This is a genomic window from Vreelandella alkaliphila, assembly GCF_016107625.1.
Classification (GTDB): domain Bacteria; phylum Pseudomonadota; class Gammaproteobacteria; order Pseudomonadales; family Halomonadaceae; genus Vreelandella; species Vreelandella alkaliphila.
Genome location: NZ_JABASV010000009.1, coordinates 37668 through 56552, shown reverse-complemented (window position 1 = coordinate 56552; position 18885 = coordinate 37668). Strand labels below are relative to the sequence as shown.

Sequence of the window (18885 nt, the reverse complement as noted above, 5' to 3'; positions counted from 1 at the left end):
GCACCGCTACTTATCTATTCGATACTAGCGCGGCAACAACCGCCGATGGGCATGTATTGACATGAGAATACCGAACCCTGCCAGCAAGGTCACGCTAGAAGTCCCGCCATAGCTCACTAGCGGCAGCGGTACGCCAACAACGGGCAAAATACCACTTACCATGCCGACATTGACAAACACATATATAAAAAACGTCAGGATAATACTGCCTGCAAAAAGTCGCCCGAAGGTGTCCTGAGCAGAGGTTGCCAGCCAAAGACCTCTCCCCACAATCATGACATACAGGGATAGCAGCACGAGCATTCCCACCAGACCAAACTCTTCACCCAGCACGGCAATAATAAAATCCGTATGGCGCTCAGGCAGGAATTCTAATTGAGACTGAGTACCCTCAAGCCAGCCTTTCCCCCATAAGCCACCGCTGCCTATCGCTGTTGTTGATTGAATAATATTCCAACCCGACCCTAAGGGGTCGCTATCTGGATCCAGGAATGTTAAAACCCGTTGACGCTGATAGTTGTGCATATTCATCCATAGAACAGGAAGCCCTGCTGCAATTAAGGCAGCAATCAAACCAATTAGGCGCCAGGACAAACCTGCCAAAAGCACGACAATAACCGCCGCGCTGGCCACTAAAAGCGACGTCCCAAGATCCGGTTGAATAGCTGTAAGCACCACCGGCAAGCCGATTATCACCGCGCATACAAAAATATGCTTGAAACGTGGCGGTAATTGGCAACGATTCAGATAGGCAGCCACCATCAGTGGCACCGCTAATTTCATCATTTCAGATGGTTGAAACCGAATAACACCCGGTATTTCAAGCCACCGCTTTGCCCCCATACCCACATCACCCGCTATTTCAACTGCCAACAACATAGCTAGACCCAAGCCGTAAGCCAAGGGAGCCCAGCGCAGAAACGTGGAAGGCGATAATTGGGCAATAACCACCATAACAGCGATGGCAACACCAAAACGTATAGCTTGAGCAATCACGGTATCAATACGCTGCCCGGAAGCGCTATAAAGCACTAATAGACCACCACCCATCAGCAACAGCAGCAAACCTAACAGCCACGGATCAAGGTGAATCCGCTCCCAGATGCTTTTGCGCCGAGCAATACCACTATCGGGTGGGCGTACTGGATAACGACGTAATGGGCGAGAGAGGGTTTGCCATGACCTCATTAGTTACCCTCCACGTTGGCAGTATCTTCTTCCAATACTTCTTTAACTTCTTCAACGTCTGGCGCATCGTCTCTTAATATCCATGCATCGGTCATCGCACGCGCCAAATGAGCGGCATGCGTACTACCGCCTCCAGCATTTTCAACAATGACTGAGACCGCAATTTGAGGGTCGTCGATTGGCGCAAACGCCATAAAAAGAGCGTGATCGCGTAAGCGCTCCTCAAGTTCTGCGGCGTTGTAACGCTGATCTTGTCCAAGCGAGAACACCTGGGCGGTGCCTGATTTCCCCCCCATACGGTACTCTAGCCCTACTCCCGTACGGCGTGCTGTACCTTCATTACCGCTGATAACTTTTTCCATGCCACTGAAAACACGGTCCCACCAGTTGTCATTATCCAACTGAATATCGGGCAGCGTATCCGGCAAATCCAACGCTAAGGGCTCTTCACCTATTGCTAACGCAAGACGTGGCTTTACCCAATGACCGCGATTAGCCAATGTAGCCGTTGCACTAGCCAGTTGTAACGGAGTTACTTGCCAGTAACCCTGCCCAATTCCCACAGAGAGTGTTTCACCGGGATACCAAGGCTGATTAAAGCGTGCCCGCTTCCAGTCACGAGACGGCATCAGGCCAGTGCTTTCACCTTGCACGTCATGAGCAACACGTTGGCCAAAACCAAAGTTGGTCATTTGTTCATGCAGATTATCGATACCCAAATCATGAGCTAAGGTGTAATAGTAAGTATTGTTTGAAACAGCAATAGACCGCTCCATGTCTACCCGACCATGCCCCCAACGCAACCAATTACGATAGCGACGAGAGTCATTGGGTAACTGATAGAAACCAGGATCATTAATCGTGCTATCGGGAGTGATAACACCCTCGACCAGCCCCGCAAGCGCCAAAAAAGGTTTAATGGTCGAACCTGGCGGATAATGGCCACGAATTGCTCGATTAAACAGCGGGAGGTCGATATTTTCCTGCAAGCCGCGATAAGAAGCGACATCAATTCCCGTCACGAACTGATTACTATCAAAGCCAGGCGTCGATACCATGGCGAGGATTTCACCCGTCCCAGGAACGATCGCGACGATAGATCCACGCCTGCCATCTAACAGCTCGTAAGCCAGCATTTGCATTGACTTATCAAGCGTTAAAGTAAGGTTTTCCCCAGGTACCGGATCAGTACGACCAAGCTCTCTAAGTACACGCCCACGTGCATTCGTTTCAACTTTACGCAGCCCCGCCTGCCCGTGCAGTTCCGTCTCGTAAAAGCGCTCAATCCCTGTTTTACCAATAAAGTGTGTTCCCGCATATCGCCCAGCATCTAGGGTTTGCATCTCTTCTGCGTTGATGCGCCCTACGTAGCCCAGTGAGTGGGCCATCATTTCGGCATCAGGATAATAACGAAGAAGCTGTGCCTCTACTTCAACCCCTGGTAGACGATGCCGATTCACCGCTAACCGTGCGATTTGGTCTTCGCTCAAATCACTCATTAAAAGCGCAGGCTGAAACGGGCGTTGGCGTTGCCGGGAACGGACATTGAACGCTTCAATATCATCTTCGGGCAAGTCTAGAAGCTCAACTAACAGCGCCAGCGTTTCATCTAAATCATCAACGCGTTCGCGCACCAACGTGAGGTTATAGGTAGGGCGATTTTCGGCAAGGAGGACGCCATTGCGGTCATAAATCAACCCCCGATTGGGGGGCAGCGGTTCGACACGGACACGGTTTTTTTCGGAGCGAGTACTGTATAAATCGTGCTGAACGATCTGCAAGTATGCTAATCGTCCAGTCAGCAATCCCGTCAAAACAACCACCACCAAAACGGCAAGTAGCGCCCTGACACGAAAAATACGCAATTCTTGCTCAGGGTTTTTAAGCGTGTCACGGCGCTTAGGCATGGGTAACGATGACTCTCAAATCAGACAAAAAGCAATTATCGATGATAGGGATGACCTACTAACAGTGTCCACGCCCGGTAAAGTTGCTCAGCCAGCATTATGCGTACCAGTGGGTGCGGCAACGTGAGAGGCGATAAAGACCACGCTTTATCCGCCATTGCTGAAAGGGATGGCTCTAAGCCATCTGGTCCTCCCACCAACAACACAATATCTTTGCCCAACATGCGCCAAGCGTCGGCTTCGTCAGCAAGTTGTTCGGTACTCCAGGTCTTACCCTTAACCTCAAGTGCCACGATATACTCGTCGCCACGAAGCTTGTCACGTATACGCTGAGCCTCTTGCGCACGCGCTTTGGCTATATCAGCATTTTTGCCACGCTGACCGAGTGGAATCTCTTCAATTTCAAGCGAGAAGTCTCGAGGCAGCCGTTTGCGGTAGGTCTCAATGCCCTCCTCAACCCACGCAGGCATTTTGGTGCCCACCGCTAACAGCCGGATCTTCATGACATCGTGGCTCGCTCTTCAAACCGTTTGAGCGACTCACTAATAGCCCCAGCGTCATTGGGTAGGTCTGCCCATAAGCGCTCAAGATCATAGAGGGCTCTCGCTTCAGGCAACATAATATGGACAACCACATCGCCTAAATCGACCAATACCCAGTCAGCATTATCGCCACCTTCAACACCTCGGGGCGCAAGGCCTGACGCTTTGGCCTTTTCCACAACATTTTGCGCTAAGGCAGCCACGTGGCGAGTAGACGTACCACTGGCGATCAGCATCAAATCAGTAACTTCAGTCAGTTTGGAAACATCTAACTGCGTAATATCTCGTGCTTTAAGTTCTTCTAGGGCATCAACCGCTAGATTTTTAAGTGTATCGATGTGCATGGCTCCTAAAGGCAACCCCTTGTTGTCGTAAGCTCAGCAAAAGCAAGCTCAGTGATATTCAGTCAATTAGCCGGCCATTGTAACGGCTTCTTTCCTGACTGCCAGCGCTATTCACCAGAATGATAGAAACCATGCCGCAGAATGGCTTCCTCGACGGCCTCAGGCAGTAGATAACGAACGCTTTTGCCCTTTTCTAAACGCTCTCTTATATAAGTAGCCGAAATCGCCATCATGGAGGGCAAGGCCAGCGTCAGAACATTACCATTAGGGCTTCGCATCAGTTCATCCACACTATCGACTTCACGATTACCCACCAGTTCCCTTAATTCCTCAGGCCACCGCGCGTTATAGCCAGGTCGAGCGATCACAACGAGATGTGCTAAAGAGAATATCTGATTAGCTTTGTGCCATTTGGCTAACCTTAGAAAAGCATCGAACCCGATAATCATCACTAGACTCGCGCTATCGCCATACGCTTGCCGCAGCTCGGCAAGCGTATCCACGCTATAAGAAGGCCCTTCGCGGCGCAGCTCCCGATCATCAGCCATCACACCTGGCGTGTCGCTAATACCTAGCCTTAACAACTCAAAACGCTGTTCCGGTGACACCTGAGGCGTATCACGCAGAGGCGGCTGAGGTGCGGGAATCATGTGTAAACGATCAAGCTCCAGGGCTTCACGAACCTCAACGGCACTTCGCAAATGCCCCAGATGTACAGGATCAAATGTGCCCCCCAGCATGCCTATTCGCATGGGTGTTGAACTCATTGCCTGATTTGCCCATCACCAAAGACGACATATTTTTGCGTTGTAAGCCCTTCTAATCCAACCGGCCCTCGCGCATGCAGCTTATCGGTTGAGATACCAATTTCTGCGCCCAGTCCATACTCAAAGCCATCAGCAAAGCGCGTAGAAGCATTTACGATGACTGAGCTTGAGTCGACCTCAGCCATGAAGCGTCTCGCTAGACTGATGTCTTGAGTCACAATGGCATCAGTATGATGGGAGCCATATTGCTCGATATGCTGAATCGCCTCATCCATACCATCGACGACTTTAATCGCTAAAATAGGCGCAAGGTACTCAGCGCCCCAGTCTTCTTCGGTGGCCAACGCCACTTGGGGCAGCAATGCTCGTGTACGCTCGCAACCACGTAGCTCTACATGGTGCTCGGCGTAGGCACGAGCCAACTCTGGCAGCACGATATCGGCAATCGGCGCATCCACCAGCAGCGTTTCCATCGTATTGCAGGTGCCATAGCGATGCGTTTTCGCGTTTACCGCGATGGCCAGTGCTTTAGCGGGATCTGCCGTAGTGTCGATGTAAACGTGACAAACCCCATCAAGATGTTTAATGACCGGCACCGTTGCTTCGCGGGAAATGCGTTCGATCAGAGACTTACCACCTCTTGGAATAATGACGTCGACGTACTCGGGCATACTAATCATCGCACCCACCGCAGCGCGATCGGTGGTGGCAACAACCTGCACTGATTCAGCTGGCAAGCCAGCGTCAGCTAGCCCCTCTTGGATACAACTACTAATCGCCGCATTTGACGCACTGGCCTCAGAACCTCCGCGCAGCAAGCAAGCATTACCCGATTTTAAGCACAGGCTTGCTGCCTCAAGGGTAACGTTTGGGCGAGATTCATAAATAATGCCAATAACCCCTAGAGGCACGCGCATTTTGCCAACTTGAATTCCGCTTGGGCGATAGCGCATATCGTCAATTTCGCCAACGGGATCAGGTAGTGCAGCCACTTGGTGAAGACCTTCGACCATGGCATCAATTCGCGCATCATTAAGCGCCAGACGATCAAGCAATGCAGCGTCTAGGCCGGTTTCTTTGCCACGCTGTAAATCAAGCGCATTAGCTTCTAGTATTAATTGTTTAGATGCCGTCAGGCGCGATGCCATTGCTTCAAGCGCACGATTTTTCAATCCTGTATCAGCACGACGCAGCTCTCTGGCGGCTGCCCTAGCGCCTTGACCGAGCACCTGGATATAAGCGGGCACATTCCCCGCAGCTAATTGCTGTAGGGCTATGTTTTGGTGTGCGTTTGAACCGCTCATACTTTCTCCCTGTCTTATTGCGTATGCAAGGCAAGTTGCATTCTATGGTAGTGGTACTAGGTGTTTGGCAGTATGTTACGCCATTAGGGCGTTATACTGACGCTACTAATGATTACATTTCGACGCCCACGCCTAGTCAAAGTGCTCCATGGGCAATCCTGAATTAAAGGTGAATAGTAAGCCACCATGCAAAGCAAGTACAAAATACGCCTATTAAGAGCCAACTTGTTCGCAGCGGCGTTAGCATTAGCGTCCTGGACATATATGGCGCAGCCCGCGGCCGCGCTAGTACTTTGGTTATCTGTAGGCTGGCTTTTTGTTACTGCACTATTGCTCGATTTTAGCCATCGTCGTTCTAAAGGCCTACCTTGGCAAGCACTCTCCGGGGCGCTACTGCTGGGGCTTATTGCCGTGGCTCCAGAGCGCCATAGCTTTTTAATATGGGCTTGGGCGGCAATGTTTATGCTGCCTCAGAAACGCTGGGTGGCCGTGTTCAATACCTGCGCTGCGTTGATTAGCTGGTCATTCATTGCCCCCCTTCTTAACTTACCCGAAGCGCTACTACTGTTGGCGGCATTGATCACGCTAGGTGTGCTGTCCAGTGCAAAAGCGTGCCAGTTAATCGATATTAACGGCTCCATTCGCAAACGCCTTCGGCTAATCCCCGGATTAAATCTATGGCCAAGTGGACAGCTGCTGAGAGACCTGAGCCGAGAACAAACCCGATCTGAACGTGAAGCCATCTATGCAGAGTTGTTAATTATCCAAGTAAAACGCCATCAGCTTTGGTCGGCGGCGCAAAAATTATGCAACCTCATATACAGTTTTGAACACGTTTATCGCTTAAATAATCAGACGCTTGCCGCCTTGACCTTGTCGCATAACCCAAAGGAAGCCGCCCACCGCCGCAAGCTTCTCTGTGCAGGCCTCCCAGAAACACAGCACTCCCACCATCTACCACTAATGGATATAGAGCTATCAGGCCTATCCATCGAAACGCTGGTTCAGCCCCCGCCTCAACAACGGGAAGGTAACGATGATTGATCAACCGCGGCAAAGACACCTGATGACTTTTGCCTACACTGCCAGTGTGATCCTAGTAGCAGGGTACACATTCTGGCTTTATGGCATGGGAAAATATCACGACCTTTTAGTGCCAATGTTTGTGACACTGCTGCTACTTACTGCGTTGCTAATGCACCACAGTCAGGCGTTAAACCCGGTTCTTCCCCGTGCTATTTTGCTGGGTAGTAGTTATATCATTACCCTGGCTGCCTTCTACAGTCATCCTAGCATCTCGACAATTTGGATCGGACTGCCCACGGCCGCTGCATTTTTTTTACTACCGCTATCGAACGCTTTCTTGCTAACGGTATTTTCCAGCCCCTTGTGGTGGCTACTAACCCGTCACAGCGATGCATCCTCAGAGATAATTATTGCTTATACCGCTCTCATTCTGCTGATGGCCTTACCACCATGGGAGCACGCACGACAAAGAGCATTGCTGAGGGCGACAGACCCAAACGACAATGATTGCAATGCTTACCATATTGATACGCTAAAAGAGCGGCTTCACAATGAGTTTCTGCGCGCTGCAATGCTTAACAAACGCTTGGCAGTCTTAGTGATGCATTTACCTCAGCTTGATATGGCGGAAGAGCAATTTGGCTCACGCGCGCAAACGGCACTGTTGGGCGCTCTCTGTAACGAAGTCAATAGCCGTTGCCGCGACCACGATCTGTTAGGCCGGGCAGACAACGCCACGTTCTGGCTAGTGCTGCCCGACACAAGTGAGAGCGGTGCTATGTTGGTGCGCGAGCGGCTTCAACGCGCACTATCACAACGTGTTCTAGTGGAAACTGGGCAGCTAGAAACCCGCATTGCTGTTTGCCTACCATGCCGAAATGAGAGCTTTGAACGCTATATAAATCGCTTGGAAGCTCGTGCAAAAGCATTATCTATCGCCTAATGCGGATTAAATGGAGCAGTATTTTTCATGGCTGATACGCTTTTTGCCCTGCCACTCTCGCCAGTCATGTTATTACTGCTGGTTGCACTGATTTCACTGCTTGAATCCCTTGCGCTGGTTGGCTTATTGGTGCCTGGTGTTGTGTTAATTACCGCAGCTTCGTCCGTGGCGGGACATGAAGCCATTGCCCTACCATGGCTAATCGGCGCTGCGTTACTAGGCGCAATTTTGGGGGATAGCATTAGCTACCTGCTTGGCTATCACCATCGTGAACAGGTCACTAACCGTTGGCCTTTATCCATGCACCCAGAATGGCTGGAACGCGGCGCACGTTTTTTTAACCGTTATGGTATCCATTCAGTATTTATTGGCCGGTTCGTAGGCCCAGTCCGCCCCATTATTCCGCTTATTGCAGGTATGATGCGGATGCCAAAGCGCACTTTTTTGTGGGCCAATATCACCTCCGCAGCCCTGTGGGCTCCCGCTTATGTGCTGCCTGGCTACTTACTAGGAAGAACCTGGCAACAGCACCTCAACCTCCCCCAAAACATTGAAACGGCAATCATTACATTAGGCGCCAGCATCGTCGTGCTTGCGGTGGTTTTTTCCTGGGGAAGAGCTCAGGTTGGGCGCCATGGCTTTATCTACTTGGCAACAGCACGCCTTATTCGCCGCATCCCCTTTATGCGTCGATCGTGGCTCTCAATGAGCCTTAATGATGAAGTGCCACTAGCCTCGTTACTGCTGTTTTTGATCACGTTGGCAAGTGTCTCCGCCTGGACTCTGCTAGTAATCAATCATCAAGACCCGCTGGCAATAGACCTACAAGCACAGCGACTGTTTAGCTGGTTAACCAATGAACCACTTCAGTTAATCAGCTTAGTTTTAGCTAAAATAGGGGATGCACTTGGGATTAGCGCACTACTTTTGCCTTTGGTCGTTTGGCTGATCCATCATAAACGCATCGATGCTCTCTGCCATTGGGTCTTTGCCATCGGTGGCGTTGCGCTGCTCAACACAATAGGAAAAATGGTTTTTGAGCGTGCTCGACCAGCAACACCAGAGTACTTAATTGGCTCATTTTCATACCCAAGTGCACACACCTCCACGACGGTTGTTGTTGTAGGGCTAGCAGCGGCTTTCATTGCAGCAGAATTGCACCGCAAACAACGAGTTTGGGTTTATTGGCTGGCCATTATCTTAGCAACACCCATGGCGTTATCGCGCTTGATATTAGGCGTTCATTGGCTAAGTGATCTCATCGGCGGCGCGCTCTTGGGCTTGCTGGTATGCGCCCTCATTCGGCTGAATTGGCAGCGACGCGTTAGAGCTCCTTTACCTCATTGCCCGTGGGGCAGACTAATGGCATCCACCATCGCGCTGGTAGTCCTGCGAATTATCCTGATGCCACCTGTCTAGCCATTCGGTGCTATCCCAGGGCCAGCCAGACACCCACCCCAATCATTAGTGTCCCTGCAATACGGTTAAGCAACCGTACATTGCCGCTTTTGCCTAGCACGTTACGCAGCGTTTTCCCCCCAGTGGCGTACACCAGCATGCTGGCAAACTCGATCACTAAAATAACCGCAATCAGCAGGGTTAACTGAGGCGCAAGTGGCCGACTGCCATCTAAAAACGGCGGCAACAGCACCATGAAAAAGGCCCAGCCTTTAGGGTTGGCCACTGCCGTGACTAATCCCTGAGTAGCCAACTGCACTCTCCCTGCAGCAGGTCCGGCATTCAGTTCGGCAGGAATAGCCATACGCCCTCTAGAGCGCCACATCATAATGCCCAAATAAGCTAAGTAAGCGCCGCCTACCCACTTAAACGCAATGAACAGCTCTGGCTGTCGTAGCATTAACGCGGCCACACCAGCACCTGCAGCGGCGGCCACAATACCAACACCAACTAACTCGCCTATCATCATCCACAGCGTTCGCTTCACTCCCTGGGTCATGCCCAGCACCATGGCCAGCGTCATACACATTCCCGGCGTTAGTGAAACGAACAAAAAAGTGGGTACAAACACTGACAGCGTCGCCCATGACATCATCATTACTCTTCCGTGCTGTTTACTTCGTTATCTGTATCGTTCGACGTGGTTTCATGGCCCTCTCCCCAACGCGGTACAAGGCGGTGGGCAATACCTAACTGATTGAGTATCCGGGCGACCACAAAGTCGATCAAATCTTCTATCCGTTCTGGGCGATGATAAAAGCCGGGGGCCGCAGGCAAAATCACGACACCCAGGCGGCTTAGCGCCAGCATGTGCTCTAGGTGAATAGGGGAAAATGGACTTTCACGCGGCACCATGACTAATGTCCGCCGCTCTTTGATGGCAACGTCAGCGGCACGCTCAATTAAGTTATTGCTCGCGCCAGTTGCGACTGCTGACAGCGTGCCTGTAGAGCAGGGACAAATTACCATCGCAGAGGGAGCGCCGGACCCCGATGCCACGGGCGCCATCCAGTCTTCACGCCCAAAACAGCGGATTTGACCGGGCTTGGCACCACTCTGCTCAGTAAGCGCCTCTACTAAGCGTTTTGGCTGAGCGGGTAACGACACATCCGTCTCAGTGGCAATAACCATATGCGCCGCTTTGGAGATCATTACCCACACTTCATGCCCTGAGGCCACCAGTACGTCGATCAAGCGCAGGCCATATTGCGCCCCTGAAGCACCTGTCAGCGCCACCGTCACCGGAGGTTTAAAGTCTGTCACTCAGTTTGCTCCTTGGCAGATAGCGCACTCAATAGACGCTGGTGAACGCCCTCGAAACCACCATTTGACATAACAACAATACGGTCGAGTGGCGACGCGTGAGCAACAACCGCCTTAACAAGTGCATCTATATCGCTATATAGCTCAGCGCTCTCGCCTTGTTCAGCCACTAACGCCTCCATTGACCAATCAAGCCCTGCCGGTTGAAACCAGAACACTGCATCCGCATCGGCAACGCTCTCGTTTAGTCGGGCACGTAGAGCGCCTAAACGCATGGTGTTGGAACGTGGCTCAATCACCGCGAGTAGTCGCCCTTTGGTGGTGGCTGCGCGCAACCCTTTTAACGTCGCTGCAATCGCTGTTGGATGGTGGGCAAAGTCATCAATAACTTGTACGCCGTCCACTTCACCGATGATTTCCTGACGCCGACGGGGTGTTTTAAAACGCGCGAGAGCGGCACAAGCGCGAGCGAGATTCACACCGCAACGGCTCGCTGCAGCAAGTGCCGCGAGTGCATTGCGCGCGTTGTGCTCACCGGTTAACGCCCACTCGACCACGCCGTCCTCTTCGCTGTTTGCCCCGATGTGGAGTACCTGAAAACGACTACCATCAGCACGTTCCAAACGCAGTTGCCACTCGCTGCTCTCTAACGTGCCGAAATGCTCGACCGACGACCATGCCCCCATTGCCAGAACACGCTCCAGCGCTGGCTGTTGATCAGCAACCAGCAAGCAGCCTTGGCTCGGCACAGTTCGCACCAAATGGTGAAACTGGCGCTCAATCGCTGCAAGGTCAGGGAATATATCGGCATGGTCAAACTCCAAGTTATTCATCACCGCAATCTGGGGGCGGTAGTGAACAAACTTAGAGCGCTTATCAAAAAACGCCGTATCGTACTCGTCAGCCTCGACAATAAAGGGGCTGTCGTGATGACCTAAGCGTGCCGACACGCCAAAATTACGCGGCACGCCGCCAATTAAAAACCCAGGCGTTAAGCCAGCGCTTTCCAATAGCCATGCTAAAAGGCTGGCAGTGGTGGTCTTACCGTGAGTACCTGCAACAGCAATGACTTGCCTGCCAGGCAGTACATGTTCAGCCAACCACTGAGCACCTGAGGTATAGGGCAAACCGCTATTTAGCAGCGCCTCGACTTCGGGATTACCCCGCGATAGCGCATTTCCTACAATGACAAGTGCAGGTTGATCAGCAAGGTTTTCGGCGCGATACCCTTCCATCAAGGTGATCCCTGCCTCTTCCAACTGGGTACTCATGGGAGGATAAACGTTCGTATCTGAGCCGCTCACCTGATGCCCTAACTCCCGCGCTAGCAAAGCCAGGCTCCCCATAAAAGTGCCGCAGATACCCATAATATGCAGACGCATAGGTGAAGCGCTCCTTACTTAACCAGTTAACTAAGCTGCTGAGACTAGCATGCAACGTTAACTTGCTCATCTAGTTCAAGGCAGGTCTTGGCTTTAAAGCTAGCGCCTAAGCTCGTTCAGAAGTGACAAAACGCCCAGTTTGATGCAGGATGCGGCTACCTTTTTGCTCATGATCTCTTAAATACGATCATTCATACATATCTTATCGCTGACCAGTGTCAGTGCTACCGAGGGAGCTTACGATGCGCGTTTTAATTCGCTATTTTTTCAGAGGTGTTCGCCTTATTCTAGCCCCCGTCATGTTGATCTCAGAGAAGCTTTCAACCCCTAAATCGGTAGAGCGTACCGAGGAAGAGCAAGCGAAAGTCGATGCCGCCTGTGAACACCTAGCCCTCTACCAGTTCCGGACATGCCCTTTCTGTATCAAAGTACGCAAAGAAATCGCTCGGCTGGGCCTAAAGATCGAATTGCGCGATGCTCAGCTAGACCCTGCCCATAAAAAAGCCCTTCAAGAAGGCGGTGGCAAGGTTAAAGTTCCTTGTTTAAAAATTAATCATGAAGACGGCCGTGAAGAGTGGCTCTACGAGTCAGATGCCATTAACCGCTGGTTGCACCAACATTTCGCTTAAAACACCTTTATACAGATGCCGCTATTGAGCAGAAGCGCCTAAATAGCGGCTCACACTCCCTACACCTTCGTCTAATCTCCTTTCCTCTTAATGCCGTGCCCAGCCCTGTCATTCAGCAGATGAATGATACCTCTCATTATTTCGATTGTATGACGCGCCCCCCACTCTCTATGTTTAAAGAGAACAGAATATTGTTAGAACAGCTTGCAAGCTGACCGTGTCTGTTTTGCTGGTTTTTAAGAGCACTTAGCTTTTAAACACACTGTTTTTAAACACACTTGCTTTGGCCAGCAAAGTGAACAATAAACAATACAAAGGGAAACATTATGACGTTTAAGAAAACGCTACTGGCTTCTGTTATTGGTGCTGTGGTTGCAGGCACGACGATGCTGCCCATGACCGCGAGCGCAGAAACCCTGCGCATTGGTTACTCTGCCGATCCTGAAACCCTCGATATCCACGAGCAGTTATCTGGCGGCATGTTGCGCCTTTCACACTTAGCGTTTGACCCGTTGGTACGTTGGACAAAAGATTTCGAGTTTGAGCCGCGCCTGGCGACCGAATGGGAACAGGTAGACGAAACCACGACACGCATGACGCTGCGTGAAGGCGTCAAGTTTCACTCAGGTAACGATTTCACCGCCAAAGACGTGGTATGGACCATTGAGCGCCTGAAAGAGAGCCCCGATTATCGCGCTATTTTTGAGCCCGTCGCAGGCGCCGAAGCAGTTGACGATTACACTGTCGAAATTACAACCACTGAGCCCTACCCGCTACTGCTCAACCTTGCGACTTACATTTTCCCGATGGATAGCGAGTTCTACACGGGTGAAACGGAAAGCGGCAATGAAAAAGCAGAAATCGTCAAAGCGGGCAACTCATTTGCATCGCGTAATGCATCGGGCACAGGCCCATTTATTATCACTGAACGCCGCCAAGGTGTCCGCGTTGATTTTGAACGCTTTGAGGATTACTGGGATACCGAAAGCGAAGGCAACGTTTCTAAAATTGTCCTGACACCTATTGCTGAGAATGCTTCACGCGTGGCGGCACTACTGTCAGGCGGCGTTGACTTTATCGATGCCGTCCCGCCCAACGACCTGGACCGTGTTCGCGAAGCCGGTAACGCCAACCTAGTAGAAGTGGATGGTACGCGCATCATTGGCTTCCAAATGAACGAAGAGCGCGTTGAAGCCTTCCAGGATGCACGTGTGCGTCAAGCTGTTGATCTGGCGATTAACCAAGAAGGTATTGCCGACCGCTTAATGCGCGGCTTCGCGACGCCAGCAAGCCAGTTCTCTCCCGCAGGCTATTCCGGCCACAACCCTGACTTAGTGCCTCGTTATGACATTGAACGCGCCAAAGAGCTGATGGCAGAAGCGGGCTACGAGGAAGGGTTCAGCGTTGACATGATCGCACCCAATAACCGCTATGTGAACGATGCTCAGATCGCTCAAGCAGTGGCAAACATGCTGGCACAAATTAACATTAACGTTAATCTGCGCACCATGCCGCTTGCCCAGTACTGGCCTGAGTATGACGAGCGCGCTTCCGACATGGCGATGATTGGCTGGCACGCTGACACCGAAGACACCGCCAACTTCTTCCAATACCTCTCTTTCTGTATTGATGAAGAGACTGGCGCTGGCCAGTACAACTACGGCAGCTACTGCAACGAAGAAATCGACGCACTTGTGACTGCGGCAGATAGCGAAACCGATCTCGAAAAACGCAATGAAATGCTGCGTGAAGCCGAAGCCATGCTTTATGAAGACGTGGGCTACATCACGCTGCATTGGCAGAACCTTGCCTATGGTGCAGCTAACGGCGTTGATATCGAGCCGGTTGTTAACGCCCTAGACTTCCCCTATCTAGGTGATCTGGTAATTAGTCGCTAATTGCCACGCTTACTTTCACACGTGCAAGGATGCTTCGTTCCCCAAAGCTTTGGGGGACGAAGCGTTGTATGTGGTCAACAGCCTCATCATAGGCTTCGCCCTAACTTGCAATTAACTCTCTATTAAACCTATGACATAGGTGGCGTACGCCATGATTGCTTTTTTAATCAAGCGCCTGATGCACGCGATATTGGTGATGTTTGTCATCAGTGTACTGGCCTTCGCCATCCAGGATAACCTGGGTGACCCTGTACAACAGATGGTCGGTCAGTCGGTTCCCGAAAGCGAGCGTGAAGCCATTCGCGAGCGCTTGGGCTTAAATGATCCGTTTATAGTTCAGTATGCACGCTTTGCGAAAAACGCCGTTCAAGGCGATTTTGGCGACTCTTATTTTTATCGTGAACCTGCGCTGGAGGTTATCGCCCGGCATTTGCCCGCAACCCTTGAACTGGTGTTTGCGGCTACGCTGATTATTGTGCTTTTCTCAGTGCCAATCGGCGTTTATAGCGCGATAAAACCTCGCTCTCCCATATCACGTTTTTTTATGGGCGCTTCGATCATCGGCATTTCGATACCGGTGTTTTTGACCGCCATCTTATTGATTCAGATTTTTGCGATTGGTATCACTATCACTCTGTTTCCTGAAAGTACCAGTTGGGGAGCTTGGCTAAATGGCCTGCTGTCGACAGAAGGCAATATGCCATCGTTTGGCCGTGGCTATGACTTAGTACATGTGGTAGGCCACTGGGACACCAACCTGGCGACTTGGAACGGTTTACAGCATTTGGTACTGCCCGCTATTTCACTAGCATCGATTATGTTGCCGCTGTTTATCCGCCTGATTCGCGCAGAAATGATGGAAGTGCTGCAGTCAGAGTACGTGAAGTATGCCCGAGCCAAAGGCATTTCAATGCGACGCGTTTACTTTGTGCACGCGCTTAAGAACACCATGCTGCCGGTTATCACCGTTGGCGGCGTACAGATCGGCACCATGGTGGCTTACACCATTTTGACCGAAACCGTTTTCCAATGGCCGGGCATGGGGCTGATGTTCCTTGATGCGATTAACCGAGCCGATATACCGCTGATTGTTACCTACCTGATGATTGTCGGCGTCATTTTCGTGGTGACGAACACCATTGTGGATTTGATCTACGGCTTCGTTAACCCCACCGTAAAACTAACAGGTAAGCCCGCATGACAACGCCCACAACAACGACTGCACCCAGCCGCTGGGAACGCCTGCGCGACTCCTATTTATGGTACAGCTTCAAACGCGACCGCACGGCTCAACTGTGCCTCGCAGTATTTATTTGCTTAGTGATCGCAGCGTTTTCAGCCCCATTGCTAGCCCCTACCGATCCTTATGATCTGGCTCAAATCGACATTATGTCGTCCGAGCTGCCACCCTTTTGGATTGATGGTGCCGATGAGCGTTACAGCCTAGGCACCGATGCCCAGGGGCGCGATTTATGGTCGATTATTCTCTACGGAACCCGCGTATCGCTACTGATTGGCTTTGGCGCGGTCATACTTCAAGCACTGCTCGGCGTAACATTCGGCTTAATGGCAGGCTACCTAGGCGGCCGCATTGATGCTTTTTTGATGCGCTTAGCCGATATCCAGCTGTCATTTTCCACCTTGATGGTCGCTATCGTGGTGGGCGCGCTAGTGAAAGCCACTATGGGCAGCGCGTTCTACAGCCAATATGCCGTACTCATGCTTATTTTGATTATCGGGTTAGCCGAATGGCCTCAGTATGCACGTACGGTGCGTGCTTCAGTACTGGCTGAGAAAAACAAAGAGTACGTTGATGCTGCACGCGTTATGGGGCTACGTAGCAAACGCATTATGTTCCGCCATGTGCTGCCTAATACCATGTCGCCGATTTTTGTTATCTCAACGGTGCAAATTGCTAACGCGATTATTTCAGAGGCTGCGCTGTCATTTTTAGGCTTGGGAATGCCCGAAACCCACCCATCGCTTGGATCACTCATCAAATCGGGCTTTGACTATATCCAATCGGGGTCTTGGTGGATCACCCTAATTCCTGGAGCAGTACTCATTGTGCTGGTGCTGTCTATCAATCTATTGGGCGATTGGCTACGTGATGTCATGAACCCACGACTCTATAAAGGCTGAGGACACCATGGCACTACTTGAAGTCTCTCAACTCGATGTACGTTTTGCCCTTCGCCAAGGTGAAGTGCGCGCTCTACGCGATGTCAACTTCACCCTGGAGCGCGGCGAGCGCTTAGGTATCGTAGGCGAATCTGGCGCGGGTAAATCCGTGGCCGCCTTCTCACTACTTAACCTAATCGCCAAACCCGGCTTTATAGCGGGTGGCAGCATTAAATTTGAAGGCCAGACGCTTAACACCATGTCTGAGCGCGGCCTGCGCAAAATACGCGGTAACCGCATCTCGATGATCTTCCAAGATCCGATGATGACGCTGAACCCCGTGCTCTCGATTGGTGAGCAGATGGTCGAGTGTTTAAAAGCCCATCGACGGATCTCCACCAAAGAAGCCCGCGCGATTGCCCTGGACAAGCTGCAACAGGTACAAATCCCATCGCCAGAAACACGCCTGGATCAATATCCCCACGAGCTTTCTGGCGGTATGCGTCAGCGTATTATTATCGCCATCGCCCTACTGCTCGACCCTGATATTATCATTGCCGATGAACCGACTACCGCCCTGGACGTGACCATCCAAGCGGAAATCATGGCGCTGTTGCTTGAGCTATGCGAACAGCACAACGTGGGTCTGATTCTTATCACCCACGACCTGGGGGTAGTGAGTCAGGTCACCCAGCGCATGCTGGTTATGTACGCCGGTCGCGTTATTGAGCAAGGCCTCACACGGGAAATCATCAACGATCCACAGCACCCCTATACCCAAGGGCTGATCAACGCGTTACCACAAATGGCGACCCCAGGTGAAAAGCTCAACCAGATCCGTGGCAGCATGCCATCACTCTCTAACTTACCTAGCGGCTGCGCGTTTCATCCTCGCTGCGACTTCATCAATAGGGCAGATGGTCAACCACGGCCGGCCTGCACCCAGCAAGTGCCTGAATTTGTCGAATCCGGCAATTGCCGTGTCGCCTGCCATATGGTGGCTGAAATGCTTGAAGATCGTCGCCTGAAGGAGGAAACACAATGAGTGCTCAGGTCGAAACTCGCCACGCTGCGCCCACGCAAAATGAAGAGAGCAGCGAATCGTTGCTACAAATTCGTGGCCTTAAGAAGCGCTTTTCATTATCAGGGGATTTTTTGGAACAGCTGCGCTTTAAAGGCGGCAAGCTGGTGCGTCATCAAGAGCATGTACACGCGATTAATGGCGTTAACCTTGATATCAAACGCGGAGAAGCACTGTGCGTGGTCGGTGAATCTGGCTGCGGTAAGTCCACCGTGGCACGCACGGTAATGGGCTTACTCACCCCCACAGAGGGTGAAATCCGCTATGACGGGCAGCGCATTGATAATTTGAGCTCTCGTCAGCTATTGCCTTATCGCAAGCGCATGCAGATGATTTTCCAAAATCCTTATGCCTCGCTTAATCCACGGATGACGATTCAGCAAACGCTGGAAGAACCACTGCGTTTGCACCACCCAGACTGGAACCGAGAGAAGATACTCGACAAGGTCCAAGACGTTATGGGGTCCGTGGGGATAGACCCCGATTGGGGCAAACGTTTTGGGCATGAGTTTTCCGGCGGTCAGCGCCAGCGTATCGCCATAGCACGCGCCCTAGCCGTTGATCCTGAGTTTATTGTTGCCGACGAGCCCATTTCGGCACTGGATGTCTCCATTCAGGCGCAAGTGCTCAACCTGCTGATGGAGGCCCAACAAGCTCGTAACCTGACCTATCTATTTATCACCCACGATTTGGCAGTGGTTGAGCACTTTGGTACCCGCGTAGCGGTGATGTATTTAGGCACGGTGTGTGAAGTGGCCACAACGGCAACGCTATTTGCTAAACCGCGCCATCCCTATACCCAGGCGCTACTATCCGCTATTCCACGCTTAAAAGATGATCGCCCCCAGCATATTCGTCTTACCGGAGAAGTGCCTACGCCGGTCAACTTACCGAGCGGCTGCGTATTCCATGGCCGTTGCCCCTATGCCAACGCCCGCTGTCATCAGGAAATCCCTACCCTGCAAACGCAGGATGACGGCACTCGCGTTGCGTGCCACGCTGTTGAAGAAGGCCGCCTATGACGCCAATTTT

The 18885-nt window shown here is 51.6% G+C and carries 18 protein-coding genes; 9 read left to right on the top strand and 9 right to left on the bottom strand.

Annotation, left to right across the window (positions count from 1 at the left end; all coding sequences use genetic code 11):
* Positions 1 to 24 precede the first annotated feature (24 nt).
* The 6 genes from rodA to JFC11_RS14045 all read right to left on the bottom strand — a co-directional run bounded on the left by rodA (position 25) and on the right by JFC11_RS14045 (position 6052).
* Positions 25 to 1188 carry a rod shape-determining protein RodA gene (gene rodA, locus JFC11_RS14070; protein ID WP_198349805.1) on the bottom strand — a complete coding sequence of 388 codons (1164 nt, stop codon included), beginning with the start codon at positions 1186 to 1188 and terminating at the stop codon, positions 25 to 27.
* On the bottom strand, positions 1188 to 3095 hold the full coding sequence (gene mrdA / locus JFC11_RS14065) for a penicillin-binding protein 2 (protein ID WP_038483603.1): 1908 nt from the start codon (positions 3093 to 3095) through the stop codon (positions 1188 to 1190). The genes rodA and mrdA overlap by 1 nt, the downstream gene beginning before the upstream one ends.
* Positions 3096 to 3130: 35 nt before the next feature.
* Positions 3131 to 3598, bottom strand: coding sequence for a 23S rRNA (pseudouridine(1915)-N(3))-methyltransferase RlmH (rlmH, locus tag JFC11_RS14060; RefSeq protein ID WP_038483601.1), 468 nt, complete (start codon positions 3596 to 3598; stop codon positions 3131 to 3133).
* Positions 3595 to 3981, bottom strand: a complete 387-nt coding sequence (rsfS, locus tag JFC11_RS14055; RefSeq protein ID WP_038483599.1) for a ribosome silencing factor — start codon at positions 3979 to 3981, stop codon at positions 3595 to 3597. Before rsfS ends, rlmH begins: the two co-directional genes overlap by 4 nt.
* Positions 3982 to 4088: 107 nt before the next feature.
* Complete coding sequence (gene nadD / locus JFC11_RS14050) at positions 4089 to 4748, bottom strand: nicotinate-nucleotide adenylyltransferase (RefSeq protein WP_038483597.1); 660 nt, start codon at positions 4746 to 4748, stop codon at positions 4089 to 4091.
* Entirely contained in the window at positions 4745 to 6052 is a 1308-nt protein-coding gene (locus JFC11_RS14045; RefSeq protein ID WP_120387073.1) for a glutamate-5-semialdehyde dehydrogenase, read from the bottom strand. The genes nadD and JFC11_RS14045 overlap by 4 nt, the downstream gene beginning before the upstream one ends.
* 264 nt (positions 6053 to 6316) lie before the next feature.
* On the opposite strand from JFC11_RS14045, the gene JFC11_RS14040 reads away from it, so the two are divergent.
* From JFC11_RS14040 to JFC11_RS14030, 3 genes are read left to right on the top strand one after another with little or no spacing between them, the layout of a single operon-like run.
* The gene (locus tag JFC11_RS14040; protein ID WP_370687198.1) at positions 6317 to 7096 is read left to right on the top strand and encodes a hypothetical protein; all 780 of its coding nucleotides are present in this window, start codon (positions 6317 to 6319) and stop codon (positions 7094 to 7096) included.
* Positions 7089 to 8021: a diguanylate cyclase domain-containing protein gene (locus JFC11_RS14035; RefSeq protein ID WP_038483592.1), complete on the top strand. Its 933-nt coding sequence runs from the start codon at positions 7089 to 7091 to the stop codon at positions 8019 to 8021. The genes JFC11_RS14040 and JFC11_RS14035 overlap by 8 nt, the downstream gene beginning before the upstream one ends.
* Positions 8022 to 8048: 27 nt before the next feature.
* Positions 8049 to 9440: a bifunctional DedA family/phosphatase PAP2 family protein gene (locus JFC11_RS14030; RefSeq protein ID WP_198349804.1), complete on the top strand. Its 1392-nt coding sequence runs from the start codon at positions 8049 to 8051 to the stop codon at positions 9438 to 9440.
* A gap of 10 nt (positions 9441 to 9450) precedes the next feature.
* On the opposite strand, the gene JFC11_RS14025 is transcribed toward JFC11_RS14030, so the two are convergent.
* Genes JFC11_RS14025 through mpl form a run of 3 tightly spaced genes read right to left on the bottom strand, consistent with a single transcriptional unit; the run spans position 9451 to position 12124 of the window.
* Complete coding sequence (locus tag JFC11_RS14025; protein WP_198349847.1) at positions 9451 to 10074, bottom strand: LysE family translocator; 624 nt, start codon at positions 10072 to 10074, stop codon at positions 9451 to 9453.
* Positions 10075 to 10076: 2 nt separating this feature from the next.
* Positions 10077 to 10742: a flavin prenyltransferase UbiX gene (locus tag JFC11_RS14020; RefSeq protein WP_038483587.1), complete on the bottom strand. Its 666-nt coding sequence runs from the start codon at positions 10740 to 10742 to the stop codon at positions 10077 to 10079.
* Positions 10739 to 12124 carry a UDP-N-acetylmuramate:L-alanyl-gamma-D-glutamyl-meso-diaminopimelate ligase gene (gene mpl / locus JFC11_RS14015; protein WP_120387075.1) on the bottom strand — a complete coding sequence of 462 codons (1386 nt, stop codon included), beginning with the start codon at positions 12122 to 12124 and terminating at the stop codon, positions 10739 to 10741. The genes JFC11_RS14020 and mpl overlap by 4 nt, the downstream gene beginning before the upstream one ends.
* A 242-nt stretch (positions 12125 to 12366) precedes the next feature.
* Here mpl and JFC11_RS14010 point away from each other — a divergent pair, with 242 nt between their 5' ends.
* From JFC11_RS14010 to JFC11_RS13985, 6 genes are all read left to right on the top strand, one after another.
* A complete protein-coding gene (locus JFC11_RS14010; RefSeq protein ID WP_083003374.1) occupies positions 12367 to 12753 on the top strand; it encodes a glutaredoxin family protein in 387 nt (128 codons plus the stop codon).
* A 326-nt stretch (positions 12754 to 13079) separates the two neighbouring features.
* Positions 13080 to 14651, top strand: coding sequence for an ABC transporter substrate-binding protein (locus JFC11_RS14005; RefSeq protein WP_095604192.1), 1572 nt, complete (start codon positions 13080 to 13082; stop codon positions 14649 to 14651).
* Between the two features lie 151 nt (positions 14652 to 14802).
* Entirely contained in the window at positions 14803 to 15852 is a 1050-nt protein-coding gene (locus JFC11_RS14000; protein WP_120387078.1) for an ABC transporter permease, read from the top strand.
* Positions 15849 to 16793 (top strand): ABC transporter permease, encoded by a 945-nt coding sequence (locus JFC11_RS13995; protein ID WP_038483577.1) that lies wholly within the window; start codon positions 15849 to 15851, stop codon positions 16791 to 16793. Before JFC11_RS14000 ends, JFC11_RS13995 begins: the two co-directional genes overlap by 4 nt.
* Before the next feature lie 7 nt (positions 16794 to 16800).
* Complete coding sequence (locus JFC11_RS13990) at positions 16801 to 17817, top strand: ABC transporter ATP-binding protein (protein WP_095604194.1); 1017 nt, start codon at positions 16801 to 16803, stop codon at positions 17815 to 17817.
* Entirely contained in the window at positions 17814 to 18875 is a 1062-nt protein-coding gene (locus tag JFC11_RS13985; RefSeq protein ID WP_198349803.1) for an ABC transporter ATP-binding protein, read from the top strand. The genes JFC11_RS13990 and JFC11_RS13985 overlap by 4 nt, the downstream gene beginning before the upstream one ends.
* Positions 18876 to 18885: the final 10 nt, after the last annotated feature.